Here is a 23,384-nt window from a genome sequence, read left to right as displayed (position 1 = left end):
GGGATATTATTCCTTAAAATTGATCCGTCATCCCGGTTGATATTTATGCCATAAACTATCCCTCAATATTCCCACTCGATAATTTATAATATCCTACAATCTTTTCTTCAAACGACTCAGCGCCTCCACATAATAATAATCTGCATAGGTTAAGGGGACATTTACTTCTGATTTAAAGGGAAATGCTCCCGTGCTATGCATCAGGATAAAATTTCCGTTCTCGCCCAACTTTGCCGTGTACTCATCAGAAGCCAGTGTCCGGATTTGCTTTTCTACCACTTCCATATATTTCTTTCTAGTGTCGGCATTTACAAAATCACTCAATTCGGTTAATGCAGAAGCCATAACGCAGGCAGCTGAAGCATCTCTCGGCGTATCAGCCCGCACCAGAACATCATAATCCCAGTAAGGAATAAAATCTTTGGGCATTTTAGGATGGTTGATCAGAAAATCAGCGATATGCATGGCCTGATCCAGATAGCGTTTTTCTCTGGTTTCACGATAGAGATAAGTATAACCGTAAAGGCCCCAGGCCTGTCCACGACTCCATGCAGAATCATCAGCATAACCCTGATGGGTTTGCTTTTTATGCGGAAGACCAGTCTGCCGGTTATATGAAACGACATGGTAAGAGCTGAAATCGATCCTAAAATGATGCGCCATGGTTTTATCAGCGTGCGAAATTGCCATTTTTTTCAGTTGCTCATTTGCTGATTGCTTGCTGGCCCACAACAACAATTCCAGATTCATGATATTATCGATAATGACCGGATATTGCCAAATGGTCTTATTATGGTCCCACGACCTGATGAGACCAACTCCAGGATCATAGCGTGTAGCCAGCGATTGTGCGCCCCTGAGCAAAACAGACCGATAAGCTGTATCGCCGGTTAAACGTAAGCCATTGCCAAAACTGCAGTACAGCATAAAACCGACATCGTGGTTATCGGTAGTGAATTTTTCACGTTCTACCCTGGCCGTATACAATTTGGCGAACGTTAAAAGTTCCGGATTTTTGCTATGCTCATAAACATACCATAGCGACCCCGGAAAAAATCCGCTACACCACCAGCGTGAATCAGATATGGTGCCTTCCCCCGCTTCAAACGAACGCGGTAATACGCCTGGTTGATGCTCATATTTCCTGGCCATTAACAGGCTTTGCTGTTCAGCAAAAGCCAGGGCTTGATCAACAATGGTTTTCAAATTTTGCGCATGTGCAAGGTTGTTCCATAACAACCCTGTTAACAACAGCGCTAAAAAATAGCTCCTCATAAATTTTATTTGATGTTTTTATAATAATCTGCAACAACATACCAGGCTTTTTTACGAAACCCCTGATCAGAAACCAGTCCTTTTCTGTTCCAGCCATCCTGATAAGTGGGGTGAAAGCGAAACGGCGACCGGAAATCAAACAATACCCAGGGCGATATTCCATTGAGATTTGGAATATTTTTAAACATTTCCAGGTTATCCTGATAAAGCCGGGCCTGGTAGTCTTCGCTCCATGAACTTGCGACATCCGCATCACCGGTTTTACCGTACAGTGCCTCAGCACCAAATTCTGAAATAATCAGAGGTTTATTGCTGGCCACTTCCCAAATCGCTTTTTTTGGCGCAACCGGCCAGGGATGGTACCAGCCCATATATTTATTGATGGCCACCACATCTAATTCGTTAATAAATGGGTCGTCCATTACAAAGCGTTGTTTATCTGCATTAAATCGAACCAGATCAAATGCTGCCGTTATCAAACGGGTGCTATCGATATCTTTCGTGCATTTAATCAGGTATTTCAGGAATTCATTCCGCGCAGCAGACGGCTGGGTTTCATTGGCCATACCCCAGAAAGAGATGGCGCATCGGTTTTTATCCCGCATCACCATTTCGCTGATCATCTTTCCGGCTTTCTTTTTGGTTTCCTGGTTTTCAAAATCAATCCCTTGCCAGATTGGTGTCTCCTCCCACAACAAAAAACCCATTTTTTCAGCTGCACGTATGGTATATTCATTTTGAGGATAATGTGCCAAACGGATCATATTGCAGCCCAAAGCTTTCGCTTCAGACAAAAGCATCACGGCATCTGCCTGAGAGAAAGCTCTACCTTTACGTTGTGGAATTTCCTCATGAAAACTGATTGATTTTAGAAAGATCGGCTTCTCATTCAGGTATATCTGTGTTCCTTTTACCGCCAGGTTTCTAAAACCAATCCATTCTGCTACCTGATCTTCTTTGGTAGATACCAACACCTGGTACAGTTTGGGTGATGCCGGCGACCAGCGCTGTATTTTTTTTACATCAGTGATTGACACGTTAGCAGTCCCGTATTGATCGGTAACCAGCTTTTGTTTGATATTCAGTTCAGGAATCTCAACTGTTACCGCTACATTTTTTTGTTTATCAACAACTTTAACCTTGGCATTAATCTGACCCGGATGATTTTTATCTAATTGAATAAAATAATCCTGAATAAATATTTTTGGCGTTGATACCAGCATCACATCGCGTGTAATACCACCATAGTTCCACCAATCGAATGATTTCGCAGGAATCGCATCAGCAGTGCGGGTATTGTTTACCTCCAGTGCTAAAAAGTTGTCTGATTGTTTCACCAGATCTGTGATCTCCACCTGAAAAGGTGTGAAACCACCTTCATGTTGGGCAATTTCCTTTCCGTTCAGATAAACCTTACAACGATAACTTACCGCAGCAAAGTAAATAAATAACCGTTCCTGATGTATTTTGGGTGCATCAAAATGCCTGGCATACCAAACCGTGCCTTCATAGTATTTGAGTTCGGGCAATTGGCTGTTCCAGTCTGAAGGCACATTCAGTTTTAAACCACCATCAAAGGCATATTCATAAAAATCTGTCTTTCCGGCTGGTTTTTTATTGAGGTAAATTTTGTTTTTCCTTCCCTGATCGTACTGGTCTATAATTGCTTCCCATTTCCCGTTAAGGGTTTGTGTTGTTCTGCCGTATACGTTAACCAGGGTTTCCTGCGCCGAAAGCTTCGACAAAAAACAGGGCAATAGTAAAAGTAAATTAAAAATGGTTCTGGTGGGTGTCATAAAAACGGTCTTTATTTTTTAAAAATCTTCATTGCAAAACCACCACCCGGAGCCATTTGAATGGATAATTTTCGATCGGAAGGGATTTCTATCCGCTGCTTTTTGTAGTCGGCAGCGATTTTATTGGCATTAATACCATCCTGATAAATCTCTGCAGCATAATCCCCGCTACCGAGAAAGCTGAGGTCAAGATCAAGTTTGCGTGCCTCCCAATTGGTTAAAGCGCCCAGGTACCAGGTGTCGCCCTTTTGGCGGACAGTGGTAATGTATTGCCCGATCTCACCATTAAGTACAATGGTACGGTCCCAAACCGTAGGGATAGCGCGGATGAAATCGGTACATTCCTGCTCCTTCGCATAATTGTCAGGGCTATCACAAAGCATATTTAAGGGCGATTCAAAAACCACATATTCTGCCAGTTGCCTGCATCGGGTTCCCTGACTCATGGGTTCATCATTTATTCCCCTATGGCTACTTTTAGTAGCATTACGCATGGCACCCTGCGTGTAATCTACCGGGCCGGCAATCATCCTGATAAAGGGCATCGTTACATCATAGGTAACCATATCCATCTCCGGCCCGGTCCATTTCATCTGCTCCAGACCATTTACAGCTTCATAGTTAATTACATTCGGAAAAGTCCGGTTTAGCCCAGTGGGTTTATACGTTCCATGAAAATCAACCATCAACTTATATTTTGCGGCCGTTTCTGCCGCCCGGTAATGAAAATCAACCATTTCCTGATCATCGCGGTCCATGAAATCGATTTTAAAACCTTTTATGCCCAGCTGGGAATAATGCTTACAAGCCCGCTCCAGATCGCGCGCAAAGGCATAATACCCTGCCCAAAGAATAATATCTACATTTTTGGATCTGCCATAAGCGACCAGTTCTTTCAGATTAATTTCCGGCACAACCTCAAACAAACTTGCCTTAAGGTTTACCGCCCAGCCCTCATCCAGGATCACATATTCAATTTTATTTTGAGCGGCAAAGTCTATGTAAGCTTTATAGGTTTCCGTATTCACGCCAGAAACAAAATCTACCTTGCTCAGTCCCCAGTTATTCCACCATTCCCAGGCTACTTTGCCTGGTTTTATCCATGAAATATCCTTTAACCGGTTGGGCTCGGCTAATTTGTAAACCATATCATTATCTGCCAGGGCTTTATCGCTGGTGCTTACAATGGCGATACGCCAGGGAAATTTTGTTTTTGCCTTACTTTTAGCAAGATAAGGCTGGCGCGAGGTAACGATTTGCTGCAACTGGTTATGTCCGCCCTGACCGGTAGCTTTTGGATAGCCAGCAAAGCTGGCTTGCAGACTAGTTCTTCCGGCAGGATTAAACAGAAACATCCCTGGATAGCTTTGCAAATCAGCTTCGGCCAGACATACTTTTTTACCCTTATCCAATTCTACCACCAAAGGAGAAAATGCAAGCTTCTGCTTATCCATTTTAGTTAAAGGGCCATAAGTGTAGGTATTTTCAAACGAATTGAAATATTGGCCTTCAATGGTTTTCGCTTTGGTTTTTACGTAGGGAATGTAAGCCTTGTAATCTTTTGCAAAATGGAAAGAAGCGAGCTCTTCATTCACAATAAAATCCTGTTTAGCCACAGATACAAAGCGGTAAGCCATGCCTTCATTATAGATTCGAAAAATGAGCTTAAAATCTTCCCTGAATTCAAGTATCAATTCGGCATATTCATCGTTTATATGGTTTCTTTTGTAAAAATGAGCAGGAATATTTTGTATAATCCTAATGGTTTTGCTTTGTTTCAAATGAGATTTGATCCCAAAGGTTTTTCCATTCCCTAGTTTCATCGCTATCGCACCAGAATTCAGCACCCTTTCCCCATCATTTGCCAGCTGAAAGCGAATACTATCGGCAATGCTTACATCCACCTGCAATCGCCCGTCGGGAGAATTCAGACTAAGCCTCTTTTGAGCGATTGCGGGGATGCTGAGAAACGTTAAAAGGAAAAGGTTTAATATGTTTTTCATTGGTTTATTTTAAAATGGTATAGCTGTACATCACGAAATCATTTATAGCCGGCAAAGCGACTTTCAAGGCACCTTTTCTACCAGTGGTTTGAATCATCGCCCTCCCCCGTCCAAGTAGCGGTTTTAATTGTATTTTAACTTTTTCGGGTAACCAGGTTTCCAGTATGCCCGTTCCATCAGGTGTATTTTCCCTGAACACGATAAAATAGCCCCTGTCTTTATGAATCGATTGAAAACCTGTCCATGATTTGCCCGAAGGTTCCTCACCAATCGGTAAAATGGTTCCCTGATGAAAATCGTGCTGCACCTTTTTATATTTCGCAACCGATTCCCCCAGTTGCAGGGCTTCTTTAGGCAAACCCGTGCCTTCAAACCAGGCCAGTGGCTGGGCCGCCATGGTAATGGCAAAAATATATTCGAAAGTATAGCTGGATGGCGCGAATGGATCGCTGCCATACTTATCTGCATTTCTCCATTTGTTTAAAAATTCGATCTGCAACTTCTCTGGTGGTACATATTTAGAAAGTTGCCATAAGTTGCGGAGTGTCCAGTAAGGATAGTAGTTTTGCCAGTCGGTATAACGGTTCTCCAAAAAAATATTGCCGTATTCGTTAAAAAGATGATAACCGCCCCTGCGGCCCGCAGTAGCATCGAGATTGAAAACAGCCTGATTTTCTGTTTCGCTCAACACCTGATTAAACATTTTGGTTAGATTAATTTCCGATTGTTTGTTGGGAATGGAGAGCCCGTCAATTTTAAATGTCCTGATTCCGTACATCCGATACAATTCGGCCATTGCTGAAGCATCTTTCTCCCAGTCTGCATAATCATGCTGAATACTGGGATTAAACCACAGGCAAATTTCAATACCCAAAGCTTTACCTCTTTTTACAATCGGACCGAGTCCGTTAGGATATTTTACCGTATCGGGTTTCCAATAATTTGGGTTACTCCAAATGTTTGTAAACGATCCTTTGGCCAGGGCAGAATTTGGACTTTTACCCTGCTGCCATCCATCATCAATCTGAAAATGGGTAATGCCAAGTTTGGATGCAGCTTCCAATTCCAAAAGGCTAAACCGTTCATTCACCTTGGCATCCTGGCTCCGATCGCCCCAGGTATTCATCATTACCATTTCGTCCCGCCCCGGCTCATTTTTACGGATGGTTTTCTGATAGCCACGTAATGCTTGTAACTGATTAAACTCTTTTCCACTATAAACGCCCAATACCACTGTATAAGCTTTGCTCCACTCATCTGCACGGATATCTTTGGCGCTTAGCCCCAATCCGTTTACCGCAAAATGCCCAAACTCAGTCGTAAAATCCTGACCGCCATAGGCCAGCTGTACACTGGAAGCTGGCGCTTCCTTTAAGAAAAAAAAGCCGGCCTCTTTTTCCTGGTTGTGTACAAAAAGCAGGTTGCCCCGGTAACCTTTTTTTCTATAGGGAATAAACTTATTTTCCAGTACCAGGTTGTTGTTCCAGTCGGTTATGTCAAAAAATTCGACCGCTTTAACCTGCCAATGGAAACCGTCCAGCTTTAACTGATCTAAAGCTGCAGTAGAACTGTTTACCTTCATATCATCAGCAATTTCAATGTTTTTCAGATCGGCGGCATTGGACTGTTGTCCTCCAGATATACCCGATAGATGGCCTTTCAGATAGGTTTCGCAGGCGATTGAAGCGCTTTGCGCATTGATCCGGTAAACCCGCTTTACATCAAGCGCGTCTGTAGAAAAAGAAACAATGGTTTCTTGTGCCGCGATGTGAATGCCATCGTCTTTCTTTACTAATACTTCATACTTTCCATTCTGAGTTCCGGCGCCAGCTTGAATGTAAAAATCGGGGTTTCTCAGCTTGTTAAACCAAACTTTTCCGCCTTTCTTATCACTTAGGCTATAGGTAATTACATTTCCCTTGTTCCATATAAACTTGCGCTCGATAAATTGATTGCCTATCGTCAGGGTATCTTGATCCAGGCGACTGTAGCAAGCATCCTGGGCAGCGCAAGGAAAACAACCCACCAAAAGCGAAAGCAACAGTAAAAAAATACAAAGTCCTACCGTTAAATTGCTTTTAATCTTTGCAAAAACTGGCACCAGTATCACCTGCGATCGAAGATTAACGAAACGCTGCGGAAAACCCCGCCTGAAGATCTCATCATTTATAACTGTCATATTTGGAGATTCCAAAACTAGCGACTTGTGCTTAAGGTGGGGTTCAGTTTTGTACGGAAATGGTTCAGTTTTGTACAAATTAAGCATCATGAATCTTTTTTAAGGCCAGGGTTTCTTACATACATCTGTATTCTTAAGGAAGCTAATCAACTATTGGTAAATTAAATTTTAAGATGATTCTTCGAAGTGAACAGGCCAAACTGAAGAATTTGGTAAACGTAGCTAACATCAATCTGATGAGACTCTATACGTATGGTAGGTAATAGACGGTAGCTATTATAAAATGGCTAAAGCGATTTAGGTTCAAATTCAAAAATCTATTTGGATTTATTCTTAATAAAGATACCTTTGCAAAAAAAATGCTGCAGCGGATCCGAACTCCATGTAGCATTACCCGATTTAAACCCGGATCCCTTTAATGTCTAATTAAAAGTAAATGCAATTTAAGACAATTTTACGCTTAGGTGTATGCTGCACTGGAATATTTGCAGCTCAGGCCAGTTATGGTAATCCACTGGCAGGAAGTGATGTTAATCCTACTGATAGTCTCGTTCAATACCGAAATGATGAGCAAACCGGTGTAGTGAGAGGAAGAATTACTACTGCCGATGGTAGTGTAGCGGCGGGTGTAAGCGTGGTGTTGAAAGGCACCCGTTATGGCTCGGTTACTGACGAAGATGGATTTTACCAGATCAGGCGTGTGCCGGTAGGTAATTATACACTAGTGGTTTCGGCAGTTGGCCTTTATCCAAAAGAAAAGCAAATACAGATTTCATCTCGTGGTACCGTGATTGCTGATTTCTCTTTGAAAGAAAACCGTTCTGAATTAGACGAGGTACAAATCAGTACAAACAAAAAAAGATATAAAGTCGATAAAGTATCCCCTTCACTGCGCTTACAATCCCCCTTGATCGAGGTACCACAGAATATCCAGGTAGTCACCAGCAAAATACTGGCAGACCAACAGGTATTTGATATTGTTGATGGTGTAACCAGAAATGTGAGCGGTACCTTACGGGTAGGCCATTGGGATGCACAATACGCCAATATTTTTATGCGCGGCACCAGCATTCCGGCTTTCCGGAATGGTATGAACCAAAAAATGCCATGGGGGCCATTAGCTGATGACGCTGCAACTATCGATCGCATCGAATTTGTAAAAGGTCCCTCCGGCTTTATGATGGCTAACGGCGAACCCGGTGGTATTTATAATGTGGTAACCAAGAAGCCTACCGGTCAAAACCGCAGTTCGGTAAGCGTGGCTGGCGGAGGTTACAACCTCGGACGTGTAGCTGCCGATTTAGACGGTAAGTTAAGCCGCGATGGCCGTTTACTGTTCCGCCTGAATGTGGCCGCACAAACCAAAGATAGTTACAACAAATACAACTACACTGATAAATACATTATTGCTCCCGTGGTTAGCTACCAGGTAGATAGCAATACCTTGATCACTGCTGAATATACTACGCAGCATGTGGAAGCGCAGGCATTAGGTTCTTACGGTTTTTCGCCAAAAGGATTTGGTGATACAGACCCTAGTTTCTTTCTGGGCGATCCGGCGCTTGATCCTGCAAAACTTTATGACCACAATGCCACTGTTTATATAACCCACCGTTTAAATAATAATTGGAAAATTAACGGCCAGGCAGCCTATCTGCGTTATGGTTTAGATGGCGGTACACCGTGGCCATCTAAAATAGCAGCCAATGGCGATATGCGCCGCTACCTGAACATCAGTGAAGAACTGGCCATTAATAAAAATATCCAGGTAAGCCTGATGGGCGACCTGACTACAGGACCTGTTGTACACCGTATTTTGGCCGGACTTGATATGGGCAACCTGAAAACCTGGGGCGATTTTTCGAGTGTAACAAAGTCCGATATTCCATTGGCAAATGATGCGCCGTTTAATATTTATAACCCTGTTTACGGCCTTCCTATCTCGAGTATTCCAATCTTCGATCGTTCGCGCAGCATTCAGAACCGTTCGGGATCAAATGTATATGCCACCAACCTGACCTACACCGGCGCCTACCTGCAGGATGAGCTTCGCATGCTGGATGGACGTGTTCGTTTAACCCTGGCCGGCCGATTTACACATGCCGTAACCGTGGGAAAAACAAACCTGACGCAACTATCTGATAATGTGTTTAGCCCAAGGGCCGGCTTGAGCGTAACCCTGGCAAAAGATTTTAGTGCCTATACCCTTTACGACCAGAGCTTCCTGCCTGTTGCCGGCCAGGATTATGCTGGGAACCCTTTCAAGCCGATCCGTGGCAATAATATCGAACTGGGTCTTAAAAAAGATTTCTTCGATGGCAAATGGAACGTCACTGCTGCTGCCTTCCGCATCAAAAAGAAGAATGTATTAACTGCCGACCTGGATCCGGCACACCTTGCGCTGAATCCAAATGCCCAGATCCAATTGGGTGGTATCATCTCCAAAGGTATTGAACTGGATATCAATGGCGAAATTACCCCTGGATTAAACGTTGTGTTAAACTATGCGCTAACGGATGCCACGGTAAGTGAAGATGCTAAACCGGAACTGGTAGGCAAGCATACGCCTAACTCGGCGAAACACATTACCAATGGCTGGTTGTCTTACCGCTACCAGAAGCAAGGCGCCTTACTGAACGGTTTTGGATTGAGTGCAGGCTACCAGATCCAATTGGATCGTTATGCCGGATCTACTTCGGTTCCATTAATGTTACCAGCCTATTATCGTTTTGATGCAGGCGTTTCATACGAAAAAGGTAAAATAACGATTGCCGCGTTAGTAAATAACCTGTTGGACCGCAGGCTGCTGACGCAGGGATCATATACCAAACTGGCTACAGAAACGGCAACATCTGTTTCGTACTACACCTATATTTATGAGGTTCCACGCAATGCAAGATTGAGCATTACTTACCGGTTTAAATAATCTATTTCCGATCAATAAAACAGGCACCATGACCAAGACCCGAAATCAAGGAAAGAAAAAGCAAAAAGACACGCTTTTAAAGCGCATCAACAATTGGCTGCACTTGTGGCTGGGTTTGATATCCGGCGTCATTGTACTCATCGTGTGCCTCACCGGTTGTATCTGGGTATTTAATGAAGAAATTACCGGGCTGCTGGAACCGGAAACAAAAGTAACCTGGCAGGATAAGCCCGTGGTTAAACCCTCTGAACTGATGCAGATTGCATCAAAACTTTACCCTGAAAAAGTACCGTCGTACGCCAATTACCAGCAAGGAAGGGCCATTAACTTAAATTTGAGGGCCGCCAATGCTGGTCCGAAAGATCGCCGTACGGGCAATGCCATCCTGAAAGTAAACCCTTATACGGGCGAAGTGATTAGTACCGAAGTGCATAAACCTGGCGAATCGGATTTCTTCAGATTTATTTTAAACGGACACCGCTTTCTCTGGATGCCGGCTAAAATAGGAAGAGCCATTGTGAATTATGGTACGCTTATTTTTGTTGTTTTACTGATTACCGGGCTGATCTGGTGGTACCCGAAGAAATGGAATCAATCCACGCGTGATAAGAGTTTTAAGATTAAATGGGGTGCCTCTTTTAAACGGGTAAATCTCGACCTGCACAACGTACTGGGCTTTTATGCTTTATTGTTCCTGCTGGCAATAGCCCTTACCGGAATGGTATATGGTATTAAATGGTATAGTGAGGGTGTATATTGGGTTACATCGGGTGGCGATAAGCTGGCAGAATACAAACGCCTGGATTCAGATTCCACACTAAAAGGAAAAGGTTACGCACCGGAAAAAGCGATGGATATGGCCTGGAACCAGGTCATCACGCGCCACCCTAAATCAATGGGCTTTTATTATAGTTTTGCGGATACGGCAGATGCAAAGGCCGCCATTAACATTACGGTATATCCAAATAAAGGGCAGTTTTACAATAGCCAGGGCTACACGTTTGACCAGCATAGCTTAAAGGAACTAAAGCGGCAAGATGCCTATTCAGTAGCGTATGCGCAAGCTTCTTTTGGGGAGAAATTGCGGAAGATGAATTACGATATTCACGTAGGTAGTATTTTAGGCTTTCCTGGTAAGGTACTCGCCTTTTTGGCTTCACTTATTGGTGCCAGCTTACCGATTACCGGATTTCTGGTATGGTATGGAAGAAAATTTAAGAAAAAGAAACCGGGTAAAGTTTTGGCGAAGCAGCCCAACGCTATCCGTGCGGAACCAGCGGAAAAATTACTCGTGAAAATATAAAAATGGAAGCCCCGGACGTAAAAAGCCGGGGCTTCCATTTTCAAAATCTGAATGAACGAATTTGCCCATGTGGAGCCAATTATAAAAGATATTGAGCCAAAGTGCTGCCTGTCAAATAGCGGTGCCGAGACCAACAAGCAGCTATATTGAAGCAGCCTGCCCCAGGTGAACATGACAGGGCATACAGTAAATATTTACCATAATAAAACACATTGTTTACCTTTTAGGTAATGAATAGGTAAAGGATAGGTAAAGAACAGGTAACCATAGGGTATCCCTGGAGTAAGCCTGGTACCAAGAAAAGGTAAACAACAGGTAAAGAATAGGTAACCAAATCCAGCCGTTCCATTTGCCCCATAAGCGGAGCTGAAAAGCTTTTCAAATGTTTACAATGACAAAAGTTTCCCTCACTGAGCCAAGGCAATGCAACTCAAAATTGAATAACAAAAAATGAAACCATTAATAATTTCTAAATTCTGAGGCTTTAATTGATATTGCTTTTTTAAAATCATTTAACTGTGCGTGATCTGCAACAACTTCAGTTAAGTCAAAAGGGTAATCTTCTTTTTGATTTGCACTGATCCATCTTCCAGTGATTTTATTTTTTTTAAATGTACCCAAAAAAGTTCCCGTGAAATTTACGGATGACCATTCAATCAAACTGATATCACCATCATTATTTTTATGTCCGTTCAACAAAATGTATCCCTTACCCTTGTCATACTGATAACTTCCGATAATGGGATCGGCGTTTGTTCCTTCATTTAATCCTTCGAGATAAAAGGCGATTTTTATTTTATGATTGATAGTGCCCTTAAATAATTTGCCTGTTTGGCCAAATGTTAGGCCAGGTAGACTCAAAATTAAAAAAGTAATGATGATTTTCATCGTTTAAAACATTTTATCATGTACAGACTAAACCGCTGTGCGCATTGCCGCCCGTCTCGACATTATTTTTTCGATCAGGCCATGCAAACGGCTCCTGTAGTCGCTTCCCAACCACTTAATATAGTTTTTGGTTACAGAACCCAGGCATTTAGCGTATTGTTTTATCCTCCAGTCGATTTCCTTATCAAGTTCAGTTACCAATGCTAATGCGTTACTCACCGTATCAGCATTGTCAATGCACATCATGGCATGTTGCCTGATAGAATCGCGGAGCACTGTTTTTGCTTTTTCCCCTTTATCCATGGCTGTTTGGTAAGCGGCAAGCACATCGAATGCGATCTCCGTGCTATTGGGAAAGCTGTTTCTCATTTCGGCAGGCATCTGATGGATATCCTCGCTGGCCTTTGCCAGGATCTGGTGATAGATTTCAGGGTTTTCGAATACATGCTGCCAATCCACCGGAGTATCCCATTCTCCAAACCTTTCTGCGTTATTGCCCAGGTCTATAATATTAAAAGTCTTTTTACCAGACAAACGCCTTGCTCCCCTGCCGATCATCTGGTGATAAAGTGTAAGTGAGGTAGTGGCACGGTTGAGGATAACCGACTGCACAGACGGTTCATCAAAACCGGTAGTTAATATCGATACTGATGTTAATATCGCACCCTTTGTTTTTTTAAACCATTTTAATATTTCAATCCTTTCGGCATTTTCTGTATGGTTATCCAGATGTCGGATGGGATAACCTGCCTGCTCAAAAACTTCCAATACCTTTCGGGAGGTAAATATGCCGTTATTGAAAATCAACGTCTTTTTCCCTATGGCATGTTCCTTGTAGGCATGAACCAAAAGATCGAGCATTACTTTCGACGAATATAGCTCGTCTGAGCTGCTCACCGTATAATCGCCATGTATGCCCCTGTTCAGCGTGTTGAGTTCTACCTCATAAGCAAAACTCTTTGGTTTTGCCAGAAAACCCTTTTCGATCAGTGAGTTGACCTGCTCTCCAAGCACCAGCTCAGTATAAAAACTCTTCATCGGCAGCGCTGCATCTGCCGAAAAGGGTGTGGCTGTAACCCCTATTATCCTGGCAAACGGAAATTTTTTAAGCAGTTTATGGAAGGAATTGTGATGGGCCTCATCTACAATGACGAGGCCTACCCCGTTAGTATCGATCAGACCATCATCTATTCTGTGTTTCAGGGTTTCCACCATGGCTACATAGCAGTGGTAATAATCTTTTTTAGGTATCCGTTTAACTTTCCTGTCTACCACTTTATTAAAAACACCGGCATTTTTCATGGCAAACGAAGTTTGTTTGCATAACTCTTGCCTGTGTGTGAGCACGATGACTTTTTCTCCAAATTGCTTTATAAAACGATTGGCAATTTCAGAAAAGATAACCGTTTTACCCCCGCCCGTAGGCAACTGGAAGAGCAAACGCAGCTGCTCACTGCCGGCCTGCATTTTTTCGAACAGGGTTTCTATCGCATACTGCTGATAGGGATATAATTTTTTCGCTGACTCCTGCGCAGCCGTAGGGGATAAAATCTGCATGGTGTTACAACCAACGAAACTGGCTGAAAGTTTTAAGACCGCAAACCTTTAGTCCGATGAAACCAAAACCCCGGCCCGATTGCTGTAAGCAATGTTGCAAAGCCTCATGCTAAAGTTATTTATTGGTATTTAAACTGCGCCCGGTTTTGTGCTGAAGCTGATCTATATGCTTCGATGCTTCAGGTTTTGTCAGGTTTTCATTAAATTCCTCACCGGCTTCATCTTAAAGGGTTTTTAGATAAGAAGCCTGTACGCCTGTTATGGGTTCATCTCCCGTAGTCCAGTCATCTGGGTTCTTAATGGTATTGTCGCCCACTATCCCTTTCGGAGATTCGTTTGAACCTTGTTCACTTTCAGACATTTTATTTTATTCGTTATTCGTCATGATCTCATTTTTAATCCGCTCAGTAAGCACCTTAAATAAGCCAATGTTTGTTTTTGTGAACTGGAAAAAAGGATTTATCTTATTGCGTCACTACTTATTAACCTGTATTGATCAGTTACGTATTGACGTAACCACGAAATGTCCCCTAACATTCTTAAAAGAATAATCACATCAGCTTCTATGAATGCTTCTTTATGCAGTTGCAACCGAAGTGCGGTTTTTTTTTGGAAAGTTCACCGCTTTGGCCTGCATTTTGTAAAAGTACCGGTATGAAAGTACAAATAGATGCCAGTAAAGATGATTTGAGTGCGCTTATCGTGTTTCTCAGAACTAACCCTAGGTTTATTAAAATTTCGGCAGAATTGGAAGCCGCCATAGCATTGGACGAGCATAATCATGAAGATGATATCCCTAAGCCAGGAGACAACCCGATCATATTACGTTCAGAGTAGCCTAAAAATGTACCTGAATGCGCAAATTGGTATTTAAGCCAAGATCTAACTGTAAAGGATAGCAAAGGGATCAGATAGCTTCACCGACGAAACGCCTACATGGCTCTTCAACGTAATAAACCCCTTTGGCAACATTTTTTATTAGTCCTGCCCATGGAAAAATATGTGATCTGTGTTTCTGCTTTTAGCTGTATTACTAAAACTTTTTTGTCGGGTTAATCGTATATTTGAAAGCTATGGACAAGCGTGACTTTTCTGCTCCCGAAATATTTGATTCAACACAAATCAACAATGCACTTGCAAGCTCCCCTGCGCCTACCGCAATTTATGCAGGCAAAAATATGGTCATTCAGTTTGCCAACAAAGGTATGCTCGAATTATGGGGAAAAGATGCTTCAGTGATTGGGAAACCGCTAATGGAAGCTATTCCCGAACTTGAAGGTCAGCCGTTTCTGTCTTTACTACAACAGGTTTGGGAAACAGGAAAAACCTTTTCGGTATCTGATGCACCGGCCAGCTTGATTAAAAATGGCATTGAGGTAACCGATTATTTTGATTACGAATACAGGGCGCTGCTGGATGCATCCGGACAAACCTGGTGCATTTTAAATACCGCCCTCGAAGTGACTGCCAGAAGAGATTTCTTAATCAGAATAAAGCAGAAGGAAGAGAAAGAGCAGGCACTTAATGAAGAAATGGCTGCAACGTTGGAGGAACTGACTTCTACCAATGAAGAGTTGAATCATTCCCTTAAACTTTTGGCAGAAAGCCGTGAACACATTCGCACCATCATTGAACAGGCACCCGTAGGCATTGCTATGCTCCAGGGACCCGAGCACATTATAGAAATTGCAAACCCGGCTATTCTCAACATTTGGGGCCGCAATGAAGCCGATGTGGTCGGTTTGCCACACCTACAGGCGCGCCAGGAACTTAAGGGTCAGCCGGTGAATGATTGGCTGGAGCAAGTGTTTGTTACCGGTGAGTCTAAAATAAATAATGAGTTTTCGGTAAAATTATTCGATAATGGTGGCCTTCGTGAGGCTATTGTCAATTCCATTTACCAACCGATATTTTCAGGCACTGGTGAGGTAACAGGGGTGCTGGTGATTTTAGAAGATATTACAGCCCAGGTTATTGAAAGAAAGAAAAATGAAAAAGATCAACATATGTTGGCATTGGCCATTGATGCCGGCGAACTTGCTACATTTTACTATGAACCGGCAACTAACTTATTCTCAGGCAATGCACTATTAAAATCCTGGTTTGGCTTATCGTCAGATGATCTGATTGAGCTGACTGTGGCACTCAATGCCATTGTTCCGGAAGACCGTGAAAGAGTAGAATCGGCGATTGCACACGCCCTTAGCGAAGAATCGAATGGCCATTATGCAATAGAGTATAGCATCAGCAATGGTTTGAGTGATAGCCCAAGATTACTTCAGGCCATGGGAAAAGTGTTGTATGATTTAAATGGAAAAGCCCAAAGTCTGAATGGCACCTTAAGGGACATTACTGAGCAGAAAAAGGAGGAGCAGCGGAAAGATGATTTCATGAGTATGGTGAGCCATGAACTCAAAACACCGATTACTTCGCTTCAGGTTTATCTTCAGCTAATGCAGCGCACGGCGATCATGAAAGAGGATATTGCTCAACAGAACATGCTTGATAAATCACTTCGGCAGGTGCAGACCATGAACTCCATGATCAATGGATTTCTGAATGTTTCCAGACTGGATTCAGGTAGGATGCATATCGAAAAAACCGAGTTTGATTTAAACTTGCTGATCAAGGACGTGGAAGAAGAAACAGTTTCCACTATTCATACCCATCATATCTCTTTTAAACCAGTACCAGCAAACATAAGCCTGTTTGCCGATCGGGAAAAGATTTTGCAGGTGCTTCACAACTTAATCGGTAATGCAGTTAAATATTCGCGTATGGGAGGTTCCATTCAAATAGCATGTTACGAACTTGAAGACCATCGGATAAGGATTACCGTTTCTGACGAGGGAATCGGTATTACGCCGGAAGACCAGGAAAAGATATTTGAGCGTTATTATCGCGTGAAACATGCTACCGTCGGTTCAATTGCGGGATTTGGTATCGGACTTTACCTGTGCAAGGAGATCATCACATTACACGGTGGAGAAATAGCGGTAACCAGTATTCCTGATAAGGGTACAACGTTCTCCATAGAGCTGCCTGGTGCTGCTTTTTAGCCTTTAAGGCTTTAAGCTGATCTGAATAAATTGTTTTAGTTAGCTGAGTGTTTATACAAGAACCAGGGTATCGTTTTCATCTTTCAGAACAGCCTTTAACCTATCCAAATCGTCGGAAGGGCACGTAGTTCGAATGCATTTCGATAATTCAATTTATGCTTCATTTCAGGCTACGATTATCAAACACTCAATCAGCAATCTATCGGGTGAGGGGGCAGTTGATATTAAAATATACACAGGTCAACTGTTGGCGGTAAAATCATTACTGAAATGTGCTTTTGTTATTCATTGAGTTAAAAAAATGATAATTTGCAGCGTCGGATTCCGGAGTTTTACCGTTCTTCAGGCGACACTTGTAATCAAAATAATAAAAAACTTGATGTGGATAGTAATCGCCATTCCATGACAAGTCACTTCCCATAAGATCTCGATGAATATCTTTGATTAGCTCTTCAGACAAATTGAACTCATTGTACCGCTCGACCATATTAGCCAGTATTTTCCTGTGATCCTCCAATTGAAGAAAACTGGACAATTTCTCTTTGTTAACATACTCGTTATTGAGAAAACGGATGGTATCACCGTATTTCAGCTTTGAATCTTCGATCCTTGATGAAAAAAAGAGTAATCGTTGGTCAGGTCATCTTTGAATTTCTGATCCTAGTTAGTCTGGGGAATCGTTGCCCAAATGCAGCAAGTGCTGTATTGAACCTCTCCAAAAAAAGCCTAGGCGTTTTAGTCCTTGTATTTGGTAACCAGCACACGAACCCATTTACGAATATCCGAAGGATAGGCAAAGCGCCTATTTTATGCATCCTTTACAACGATCAGCTCCATAACGGAGCTCGAACCAAAAAATCAAGCTCTATATACTCAAAAAGGTATTTTTAAAAATATCTTATTTTTGACATCAAAACATCGAACCACTTTTTCTATGATTAAATATTTTATAACTTATTGAAGATAAATGGCTTAAAAAAAAAGCAGCTCCTTTCAGAACTGCTTTAAAAATTCGGGGGTGGCTGATGGGGCTCGAACCCACGACCCTCGGCACCACAAACCAATACTCTAACCAACTGAGCTACAGCCACCGTGTTTTTTGATGTCACAAAAGTACGACTTTTAACATTCCCTGCAAATATTTTTTTCAATGTTTTTACAACAAATTTTTAATTCCTTAACATTCAATTATTTGAAATTGAAAAAAAATTTCAGACACAGATAAAATAGGCGATTCTAAACCTAAAAACATAACTTTACACCGTTTATGATCGAAATTTACACAGACGGAGCAGCTAGCGGAAACCCCGGACCAGGCGGTTGGGGCACCATTTTAAGAGCAGGGCAGCACTATAAGGAATTAAGTGGTGGCTTCAGGATGACCACCAATAACCGTATGGAACTATTGGCTGTGATAAAGGGATTAGAGGCATTAAAAAGCTTAAACCAACAGGTAACGGTTTATTCCGATTCAAAATATGTGGTAGATGCAGTAGAGAAGAAATGGGTTTTCGGCTGGGTGAGCAAGGGTTTCAAGGATAAAAAAAACAAAGACCTGTGGTTAAGGTTCCTTGAATTATATAAACTGCATAAAGTAAAATTCATATGGATCAAAGGCCACAACGCTCATCCGGAGAATGAACGTTGCGACCGTTTGGCTGTATTTGCTTCACAAGACAAGGCCAACTTAGCAATAGACAGTGTTTTCGAAGCAGAAAGAAATAAGGCAACCTTGCTTTAATCTAGGCCACCAATTACATTCAGACCCTCTAGTTTAGCTTCTACATCATTTTCAATAGCGATTGATTTTTCCGTGTACAACAACATCATATCTTCCGCTTTTTGTACCATATTTTTTGATCCGATAAAAATAGGAACGCGTTGATGCAATTCTGTTGGATTAATCTCCAGTATCCGTTCGAAACCGGTACTGGCCTTACCTCCGGCCTGCTCAATAATAAAGGCCATTGGATTACATTCGTACAACAACCTTAATTTCCCGTTTGGTGAACGTGAAGTGGTGGGATAAATATAGATACCTCCTTTAATTAAATTGCGATGGATATCGCCTACCATAGAACCGATATAACGCGAGGTGTATGGCCGCTTGGTCGCCTCATCTTCTACCTGGCAATATTTGATATATTTTTTCACGCCATCCGGGAAATGTACATAGTTACCCTCATTCAGGGAGTACATATATCCATTTTCCGGTATTTTCATCTGTGGATGCGAAAGGCAAAACTCACCGATAGATGGATCGAGCGTAAAACCATTAACCCCTTTTCCGGTTGTGTAAACCAGCATGGTAGAAGAACCATAAATAACATAGCCCGCAGCGACCTGTTCAGTGCCTTTTTGCAATACATCCGTTAAACTGGCCCTGCCCTCAAGCGATTTCCTTCTGTAAATCGAAAAAATAGTCCCAACTGCCACATTCACATCCGTATTCGATGAGCCATCCAAAGGATCGATACAAACTATATATTTGGCATTCTGCGAAACAGGCGAATCAATATGGATAATCTCATCTTCCTCCTCGGTAGCTACGATGCAACATTCGCCACCACTGGTCAAGGCTGCAATAAACTGTTCATCAGCATAAACATCCAGCTTTTTCTGCTCTTCGCCCTGAATATTCGTGGTTCCCATATCACCGAGGATGTCAACCAAACCGGCCTTGTTAATTTCGCGGTTAACGATTTTGGCAGCAATACCAATATCACGCAGCAGCCTGGAGAGTTCGCCTTTGGCATAGGGAAAATCGGCCTGTTTTTCTATAATAAATTGTCCTAGTGTTTTAACGCCACAAACCATACTTAGTGTATATTTTACATTATCTACCCGATAATTCTATAACCTCTAAGGTATGAATATTTTCTTCAGTAATGCAAAATCTAATCAGGGTTCTCACCTGGTGCCAGCCATGTTTTCCGGCTGCACCGGGGTTTATATGCAAACATTTAATTTTTTCATCGAACATTACTTTCAAAATATGCGAATGCCCGGTAATGAATAATTTAGGAGGGTTAGTGTATATTTCTGGTTTCACAAAAGATGAATACCTACCCGGATACCCACCGATATGGGTCATCCAAACGTCTACTCCTTCGCAGCTAAATCGATTTTTCTCCGGAAACTCATTTCTGATCGCTGCATCATCAATGTTTCCGAATACCCCACGCAAAGGCTTAAACGCTGCTAAAGGTTCGGCAACATTGGGACCAAAATCTCCGGCATGCCATATTTCATCCACCCCATCGAAGTGTTTAAAAACCGCATCATCTAAAAAACCATGGGTATCAGAAATTAATCCTATTTTTTTCAAATTGTTTTTATTTTTAATTTTTGAGCAGCCTATACCATGATTATTTTTGCTTCACCGCCTTAAATACACCATTCGGCTGTATAAAAGAGACCGAATTTACCCGCTTGCCCGCATCAACATTAAATTTAACACTATATCCTTTCAGCGCTTTTAGGCTAAATGTATCCGGTTCGGTGACTATTGTTTCATATTCGGGCTGTCCGGGCACATATACCATCAAAGTATTTCCTTTTATATAGATTTTAACCATGGCCTGACCTAAAGCATATTCACCGGCATATTTTTGAAGTTCTTTAAGTGATAATATTTTGGTTTCGGGCTTAAAATCAAACATCACCGGTTTATCACTGCCATCTAAAAAAATGCCTACGCCTTGTATTTTACCATCTATCCCACTCGAAAAATTAAACATCAGGTTACTCTGTGCCGTATCAACTACTCCATTTTTATCAATAGATTTTGGATCAAAAACATCGTAATGCATGTGTTTAAGCACCACTTTTTCGTCACTCAGTACGGTATATAAGTCATTTTTCTCAAACGTAATCTTGATAATGCCATAAGCAGGGTTTTCAAATGAACCGACGTAGTCTTTTAGTGGATGTGAAGGTTTTGTATTTAAAACGGGAGCACTTTTAGCACCATTGTTAACCTGCATGCCAGCTCTGGTCTTTGCTATTGCCTCACCATTCCAGTCAATTGTTTTAAGGTTAAGCAATCTATCCACAATAGAATTGCGTACCACTGTCGGAACCTGTGAACCATTTTGGTTACTTAACACCACTATCCCCAATTGATCGGAAGGAAGAAAAGCAACATTGGCTGAAAAACCATTAATGTTTCCACCATGCTCTACCATATAATGTCCCCGGTACGAACCTATCATCCAACCTAAACCATAATTGGCTAAAAAAACGTCGTCGTGCGCAGCAGGCAAATCAGCTGACATTACCATCTGAGAACTGGCAGCCTCACGAACATAATCAGTGGACAGTATTTCCTTTTTCTTAAAAAAACCACCACTCACCCACACCTTTAACCAGTTAGCCATATCGTTTGCACTACTGTTAATGCTACCCGCTGGCCCCATCCCGTTAATATTGTAGTAATCAACCTTTTTGATTTCACTTCCTTTAGCAACCGTATAAGGCAAAGAAGCATCACTATCTTGTTTAAAAACTTTAATATCAGTATTTGAGCGGTTCATTTCTAATGGAATAAAAAATTTCTCCTTTATATTCTGTTCCCATGTTTTGCCGGTCAACCGCTCCACAATCATCCCCTGTGCCAGGTACATAAAATTATTATAGAACCATTTTTCGCGTACAGCAGCACTTGGCTTCATATATTTTACACGCGCAATGATGCTATCTCTATTGGAAGTATTAAATAAAAGCCATGAAAAATCGTATCTCGACAATCCAGTTCTATGTGCCATGAGGTCGCGCAGGATAATCTGGCTGTTCATTTCTTCATTATAAAAATGTAGTTGCGGCAACAAACTAACAGCCTTATCTTCAAAAGTCAGCTTTCCTTCTTTTCTGAGTAAACCCAACAAAGAACCCGTGAAAGCTTTACTGCTCGAACCAATTGCAAAAAGTGTATTGGGTGTAACCGGCTTTTTATTTTCGAGATCGCGATAGCCAAAACCTTTACTGTAAATAACCTGATCGCCTTTTACCACAGCTACCGCAAAACCAGCCACCTGCTGATCTTTTAAGATCCTGTTTAGCAAAGTATCAATCCCGGCCAGAGGATCACCAGTTTTTTGTTTTTTGGATTGAGCAAAAGAAGGTAGTGCTATTAAGCACAGCAAGAACACATTTAGAATACGTTTCATTTTAATTCAGGTGAGATTATGCCTCCTAAATTACAAATGATAATGAAATTATTGGAAATTATATCAGATAAGGCATAAAACCAGGCTTAATAAGCCAGAAAAAAATCTTTCAGTAAAAGCTTGTATTCTTGTGTATGTTGCTTTAAAGATTGGTAAATATTAAAATCACTTTCTTTTAAAATTGTTTCGCCTTTTTTCAGAGAGATAATCTGCCTGAACGCTGGCTTATTTTTATCGGAATGTAAATTGATCCGCTCCGTAATCGATAAATCATATTGAGATGCGATTGCAATCACATCATTGGCCTGTTTAACTGGCAAAACAAGCCATATTTCTCCATCATCGGCCAAAAGTGAATTTGATTTTTCAATTAATATCCTAAAAAAATCCTCACCTGCGTGCCTGGCAATCCCTTTCCGTGCCTCTTCATTCTTAAGGTCATTGACGAAAAAGGGCGGATTGGAAACAATCAGGTCAAATTGTTCAGCAGAGTGATATTTTTCAATTGCGATATGATTAATCGTTAACCGCCCACTAAAAACTGAAAACTGAAAATTCTTCCCGGCTGTTTCGGCTGCCTCCCCGTCTATCTCTACAGCATGAATACGTGCATCAGGAAAGCGTTGTGCCAACATCAGGGCAATTACACCGGTACCCGTTCCTATATCCAATATGCGCCTGGGCGCGTGGTGATTGGCCATAGCCCCTATCAAAACCCCATCGGTATTAATCTTCATGGCGCAACCCGTTTGATCGACTTCGAACTGCTTAAATTTAAAGACACTCATCCTAAATCTCGTACAATTCTAATGGCAAACCATCCGGATCAGCGAAAAAAGTAAAACGTTTATCCGTAAATTCGTCAATACGAATCGGTTCGGTCACAATTCCCTGTTCATTCAACCGCTTAATCTCCTGTTCAATATCCGATACTTCGAAGGCCAGATGACGTAAACCCTGTGCCTCAGGGCGTGATGGTCTTGGCGGTGGATTTTCAAAAGAAAAAAGTTCGATCTGATAAATGCCATTCACAGCCAGGTCCAGCTTATACGATTTCCGCTCTGCCCTGTACACTTCAGCAAGCATCGTAAAGCCCAATTTATTCACATAAAAATCTTTTGATTTTTGATAATCCGAGCAGATGATGGCAATGTGGTGGATTCGTAGCATAAATAATGATTGAATTTAAGAATGAGTGTATGATTGAATGATTTGCAAAGTTCTGCATTC

Annotated in this window: 16 protein-coding genes, 1 tRNA gene and 1 pseudogene; 5 read left to right on the top strand and 13 right to left on the bottom strand. The window is 41.9% G+C overall.

Translation table 11 applies throughout. The features are described 5' to 3' along the window. Window positions 1–93: 93 nt before the first annotated feature. From ABEG20_RS05070 to ABEG20_RS05055, 4 genes are read right to left on the bottom strand one after another with little or no spacing between them, the layout of a single operon-like run. Window positions 94–1,275, bottom strand: a complete 1,182-nt coding sequence (locus ABEG20_RS05070) for a glycoside hydrolase family 88 protein (RefSeq protein WP_406826299.1) — start codon at window positions 1,273–1,275, stop codon at window positions 94–96. Between the two features lie 5 nt (window positions 1,276–1,280). After that, window positions 1,281–3,071, bottom strand: a complete 1,791-nt coding sequence (locus ABEG20_RS05065; protein ID WP_406826298.1) for a glycoside hydrolase family 2 protein — start codon at window positions 3,069–3,071, stop codon at window positions 1,281–1,283. Between the two features lie 11 nt (window positions 3,072–3,082). Then, window positions 3,083–5,074: a glycoside hydrolase family 97 protein gene (locus ABEG20_RS05060; RefSeq protein ID WP_406826297.1), complete on the bottom strand. Its 1,992-nt coding sequence runs from the start codon at window positions 5,072–5,074 to the stop codon at window positions 3,083–3,085. A 4-nt stretch (window positions 5,075–5,078) separates the two neighbouring features. After that, on the bottom strand, window positions 5,079–7,253 hold the full coding sequence (locus ABEG20_RS05055) for an alpha-galactosidase (RefSeq protein ID WP_406826296.1): 2,175 nt from the start codon (window positions 7,251–7,253) through the stop codon (window positions 5,079–5,081). Window positions 7,254–7,689: 436 nt separating this feature from the next. Between ABEG20_RS05055 and ABEG20_RS05050 the strand changes: the two genes are divergently transcribed. Then, entirely contained in the window at window positions 7,690–10,179 is a 2,490-nt protein-coding gene (locus ABEG20_RS05050) for a TonB-dependent siderophore receptor (RefSeq protein ID WP_406826295.1), read from the top strand. Between the two features lie 28 nt (window positions 10,180–10,207). Further along, window positions 10,208–11,482: a PepSY-associated TM helix domain-containing protein gene (locus tag ABEG20_RS05045; RefSeq protein ID WP_406826294.1), complete on the top strand. Its 1,275-nt coding sequence runs from the start codon at window positions 10,208–10,210 to the stop codon at window positions 11,480–11,482. Window positions 11,483–11,941: 459 nt separating this feature from the next. On the opposite strand, the gene ABEG20_RS05040 is transcribed toward ABEG20_RS05045, so the two are convergent. The 3 genes and pseudogenes from ABEG20_RS05040 to ABEG20_RS05030 all read right to left on the bottom strand — a co-directional run bounded on the left by ABEG20_RS05040 (window position 11,942) and on the right by ABEG20_RS05030 (window position 14,288). Next, a complete protein-coding gene (locus ABEG20_RS05040; RefSeq protein WP_406826293.1) occupies window positions 11,942–12,370 on the bottom strand; it encodes a hypothetical protein in 429 nt (142 codons plus the stop codon). Between the two features lie 27 nt (window positions 12,371–12,397). After that, a complete protein-coding gene (locus ABEG20_RS05035) occupies window positions 12,398–13,927 on the bottom strand; it encodes a DEAD/DEAH box helicase (protein ID WP_406826292.1) in 1,530 nt (509 codons plus the stop codon). Between the two features lie 115 nt (window positions 13,928–14,042). Continuing rightward, window positions 14,043–14,288 (bottom strand): annotated as a pseudogene (locus tag ABEG20_RS05030) (DUF3072 domain-containing protein). A 293-nt stretch (window positions 14,289–14,581) separates the two neighbouring features. On the opposite strand from ABEG20_RS05030, the gene ABEG20_RS05025 reads away from it, so the two are divergent. After that, a complete protein-coding gene (locus tag ABEG20_RS05025) occupies window positions 14,582–14,764 on the top strand; it encodes a hypothetical protein (RefSeq protein WP_406826291.1) in 183 nt (60 codons plus the stop codon). Between the two features lie 236 nt (window positions 14,765–15,000). Then, window positions 15,001–16,986, top strand: a complete 1,986-nt coding sequence (locus ABEG20_RS05020) for an ATP-binding protein (RefSeq protein ID WP_406826290.1) — start codon at window positions 15,001–15,003, stop codon at window positions 16,984–16,986. A 1,017-nt stretch (window positions 16,987–18,003) separates the two neighbouring features. Here ABEG20_RS05020 and ABEG20_RS05015 read toward each other — a convergent pair. After that, window positions 18,004–18,077: transfer RNA gene (locus ABEG20_RS05015), tRNA-His, on the bottom strand. Between the two features lie 176 nt (window positions 18,078–18,253). Here ABEG20_RS05015 and rnhA point away from each other — a divergent pair. Then, window positions 18,254–18,727 carry a ribonuclease HI gene (rnhA, locus tag ABEG20_RS05010; RefSeq protein WP_406826289.1) on the top strand — a complete coding sequence of 158 codons (474 nt, stop codon included), beginning with the start codon at window positions 18,254–18,256 and terminating at the stop codon, window positions 18,725–18,727. Here the strand turns inward: rnhA and fbp are convergent. From fbp to ABEG20_RS04985, 5 genes are all read right to left on the bottom strand, one after another. Further along, the gene (fbp, locus tag ABEG20_RS05005; RefSeq protein WP_406826288.1) at window positions 18,724–19,803 is read right to left on the bottom strand and encodes a class 1 fructose-bisphosphatase; all 1,080 of its coding nucleotides are present in this window, start codon (window positions 19,801–19,803) and stop codon (window positions 18,724–18,726) included. The two genes, rnhA and fbp, sit on opposite strands and share 4 nt — an antisense overlap. A 19-nt stretch (window positions 19,804–19,822) precedes the next feature. Then, entirely contained in the window at window positions 19,823–20,314 is a 492-nt protein-coding gene (locus ABEG20_RS05000; RefSeq protein WP_406826287.1) for a metallophosphoesterase family protein, read from the bottom strand. A gap of 40 nt (window positions 20,315–20,354) precedes the next feature. After that, window positions 20,355–22,154, bottom strand: coding sequence for a serine hydrolase (locus tag ABEG20_RS04995; protein ID WP_406826286.1), 1,800 nt, complete (start codon window positions 22,152–22,154; stop codon window positions 20,355–20,357). Window positions 22,155–22,240: 86 nt separating this feature from the next. Continuing rightward, window positions 22,241–22,942, bottom strand: coding sequence for a tRNA1(Val) (adenine(37)-N6)-methyltransferase (locus tag ABEG20_RS04990; RefSeq protein WP_406826285.1), 702 nt, complete (start codon window positions 22,940–22,942; stop codon window positions 22,241–22,243). 1 nt (window position 22,943) lies between these two features. Beyond that, window positions 22,944–23,324, bottom strand: coding sequence for a VOC family protein (locus ABEG20_RS04985; RefSeq protein ID WP_406826284.1), 381 nt, complete (start codon window positions 23,322–23,324; stop codon window positions 22,944–22,946). Window positions 23,325–23,384: the final 60 nt, after the last annotated feature.

The organism is Pedobacter sp. KACC 23697, assembly GCF_045348445.1.
Lineage (GTDB): Bacteria > Bacteroidota > Bacteroidia > Sphingobacteriales > Sphingobacteriaceae > Pedobacter.
The sequence above is the reverse complement of the archived record's forward strand: the minus strand, read 5'-3'. Positions and strand labels throughout refer to the sequence as shown.

Bases quoted from the DNA above. Each gene is read 5' to 3' on its own strand.
- ABEG20_RS04985 (WP_406826284.1), bottom strand. From the start codon at position 23,324: ATGCTACGAATCCACCACATTGCCATCATCTGCTCGGATTATCAAAAA.
- ABEG20_RS05035 (WP_406826292.1), bottom strand. From the start codon at position 13,927: ATGCAGATTTTATCCCCTACGGCTGCGCAGGAGTCAGCGAAAAAATTA.
- ABEG20_RS05025 (WP_406826291.1), top strand. From the start codon at position 14,582: ATGAAAGTACAAATAGATGCCAGTAAAGATGATTTGAGTGCGCTTATC.
- ABEG20_RS05020 (WP_406826290.1), top strand. From the start codon at position 15,001: ATGGACAAGCGTGACTTTTCTGCTCCCGAAATATTTGATTCAACACAA.
- ABEG20_RS05045 (WP_406826294.1), top strand. From the start codon at position 10,208: ATGACCAAGACCCGAAATCAAGGAAAGAAAAAGCAAAAAGACACGCTT.
- ABEG20_RS05040 (WP_406826293.1), bottom strand. From the start codon at position 12,370: ATGAAAATCATCATTACTTTTTTAATTTTGAGTCTACCTGGCCTAACA.
- ABEG20_RS05060 (WP_406826297.1), bottom strand. From the start codon at position 5,074: ATGAAAAACATATTAAACCTTTTCCTTTTAACGTTTCTCAGCATCCCC.
- fbp (WP_406826288.1), bottom strand. From the start codon at position 19,803: ATGGTTTGTGGCGTTAAAACACTAGGACAATTTATTATAGAAAAACAG.
- ABEG20_RS05050 (WP_406826295.1), top strand. From the start codon at position 7,690: ATGCAATTTAAGACAATTTTACGCTTAGGTGTATGCTGCACTGGAATA.
- ABEG20_RS05055 (WP_406826296.1), bottom strand. From the start codon at position 7,253: ATGACAGTTATAAATGATGAGATCTTCAGGCGGGGTTTTCCGCAGCGT.
- ABEG20_RS05070 (WP_406826299.1), bottom strand. From the start codon at position 1,275: ATGAGGAGCTATTTTTTAGCGCTGTTGTTAACAGGGTTGTTATGGAAC.
- rnhA (WP_406826289.1), top strand. From the start codon at position 18,254: ATGATCGAAATTTACACAGACGGAGCAGCTAGCGGAAACCCCGGACCA.
- ABEG20_RS05065 (WP_406826298.1), bottom strand. From the start codon at position 3,071: ATGACACCCACCAGAACCATTTTTAATTTACTTTTACTATTGCCCTGT.
- ABEG20_RS04995 (WP_406826286.1), bottom strand. From the start codon at position 22,154: ATGAAACGTATTCTAAATGTGTTCTTGCTGTGCTTAATAGCACTACCT.
- ABEG20_RS04990 (WP_406826285.1), bottom strand. From the start codon at position 22,942: ATGAGTGTCTTTAAATTTAAGCAGTTCGAAGTCGATCAAACGGGTTGC.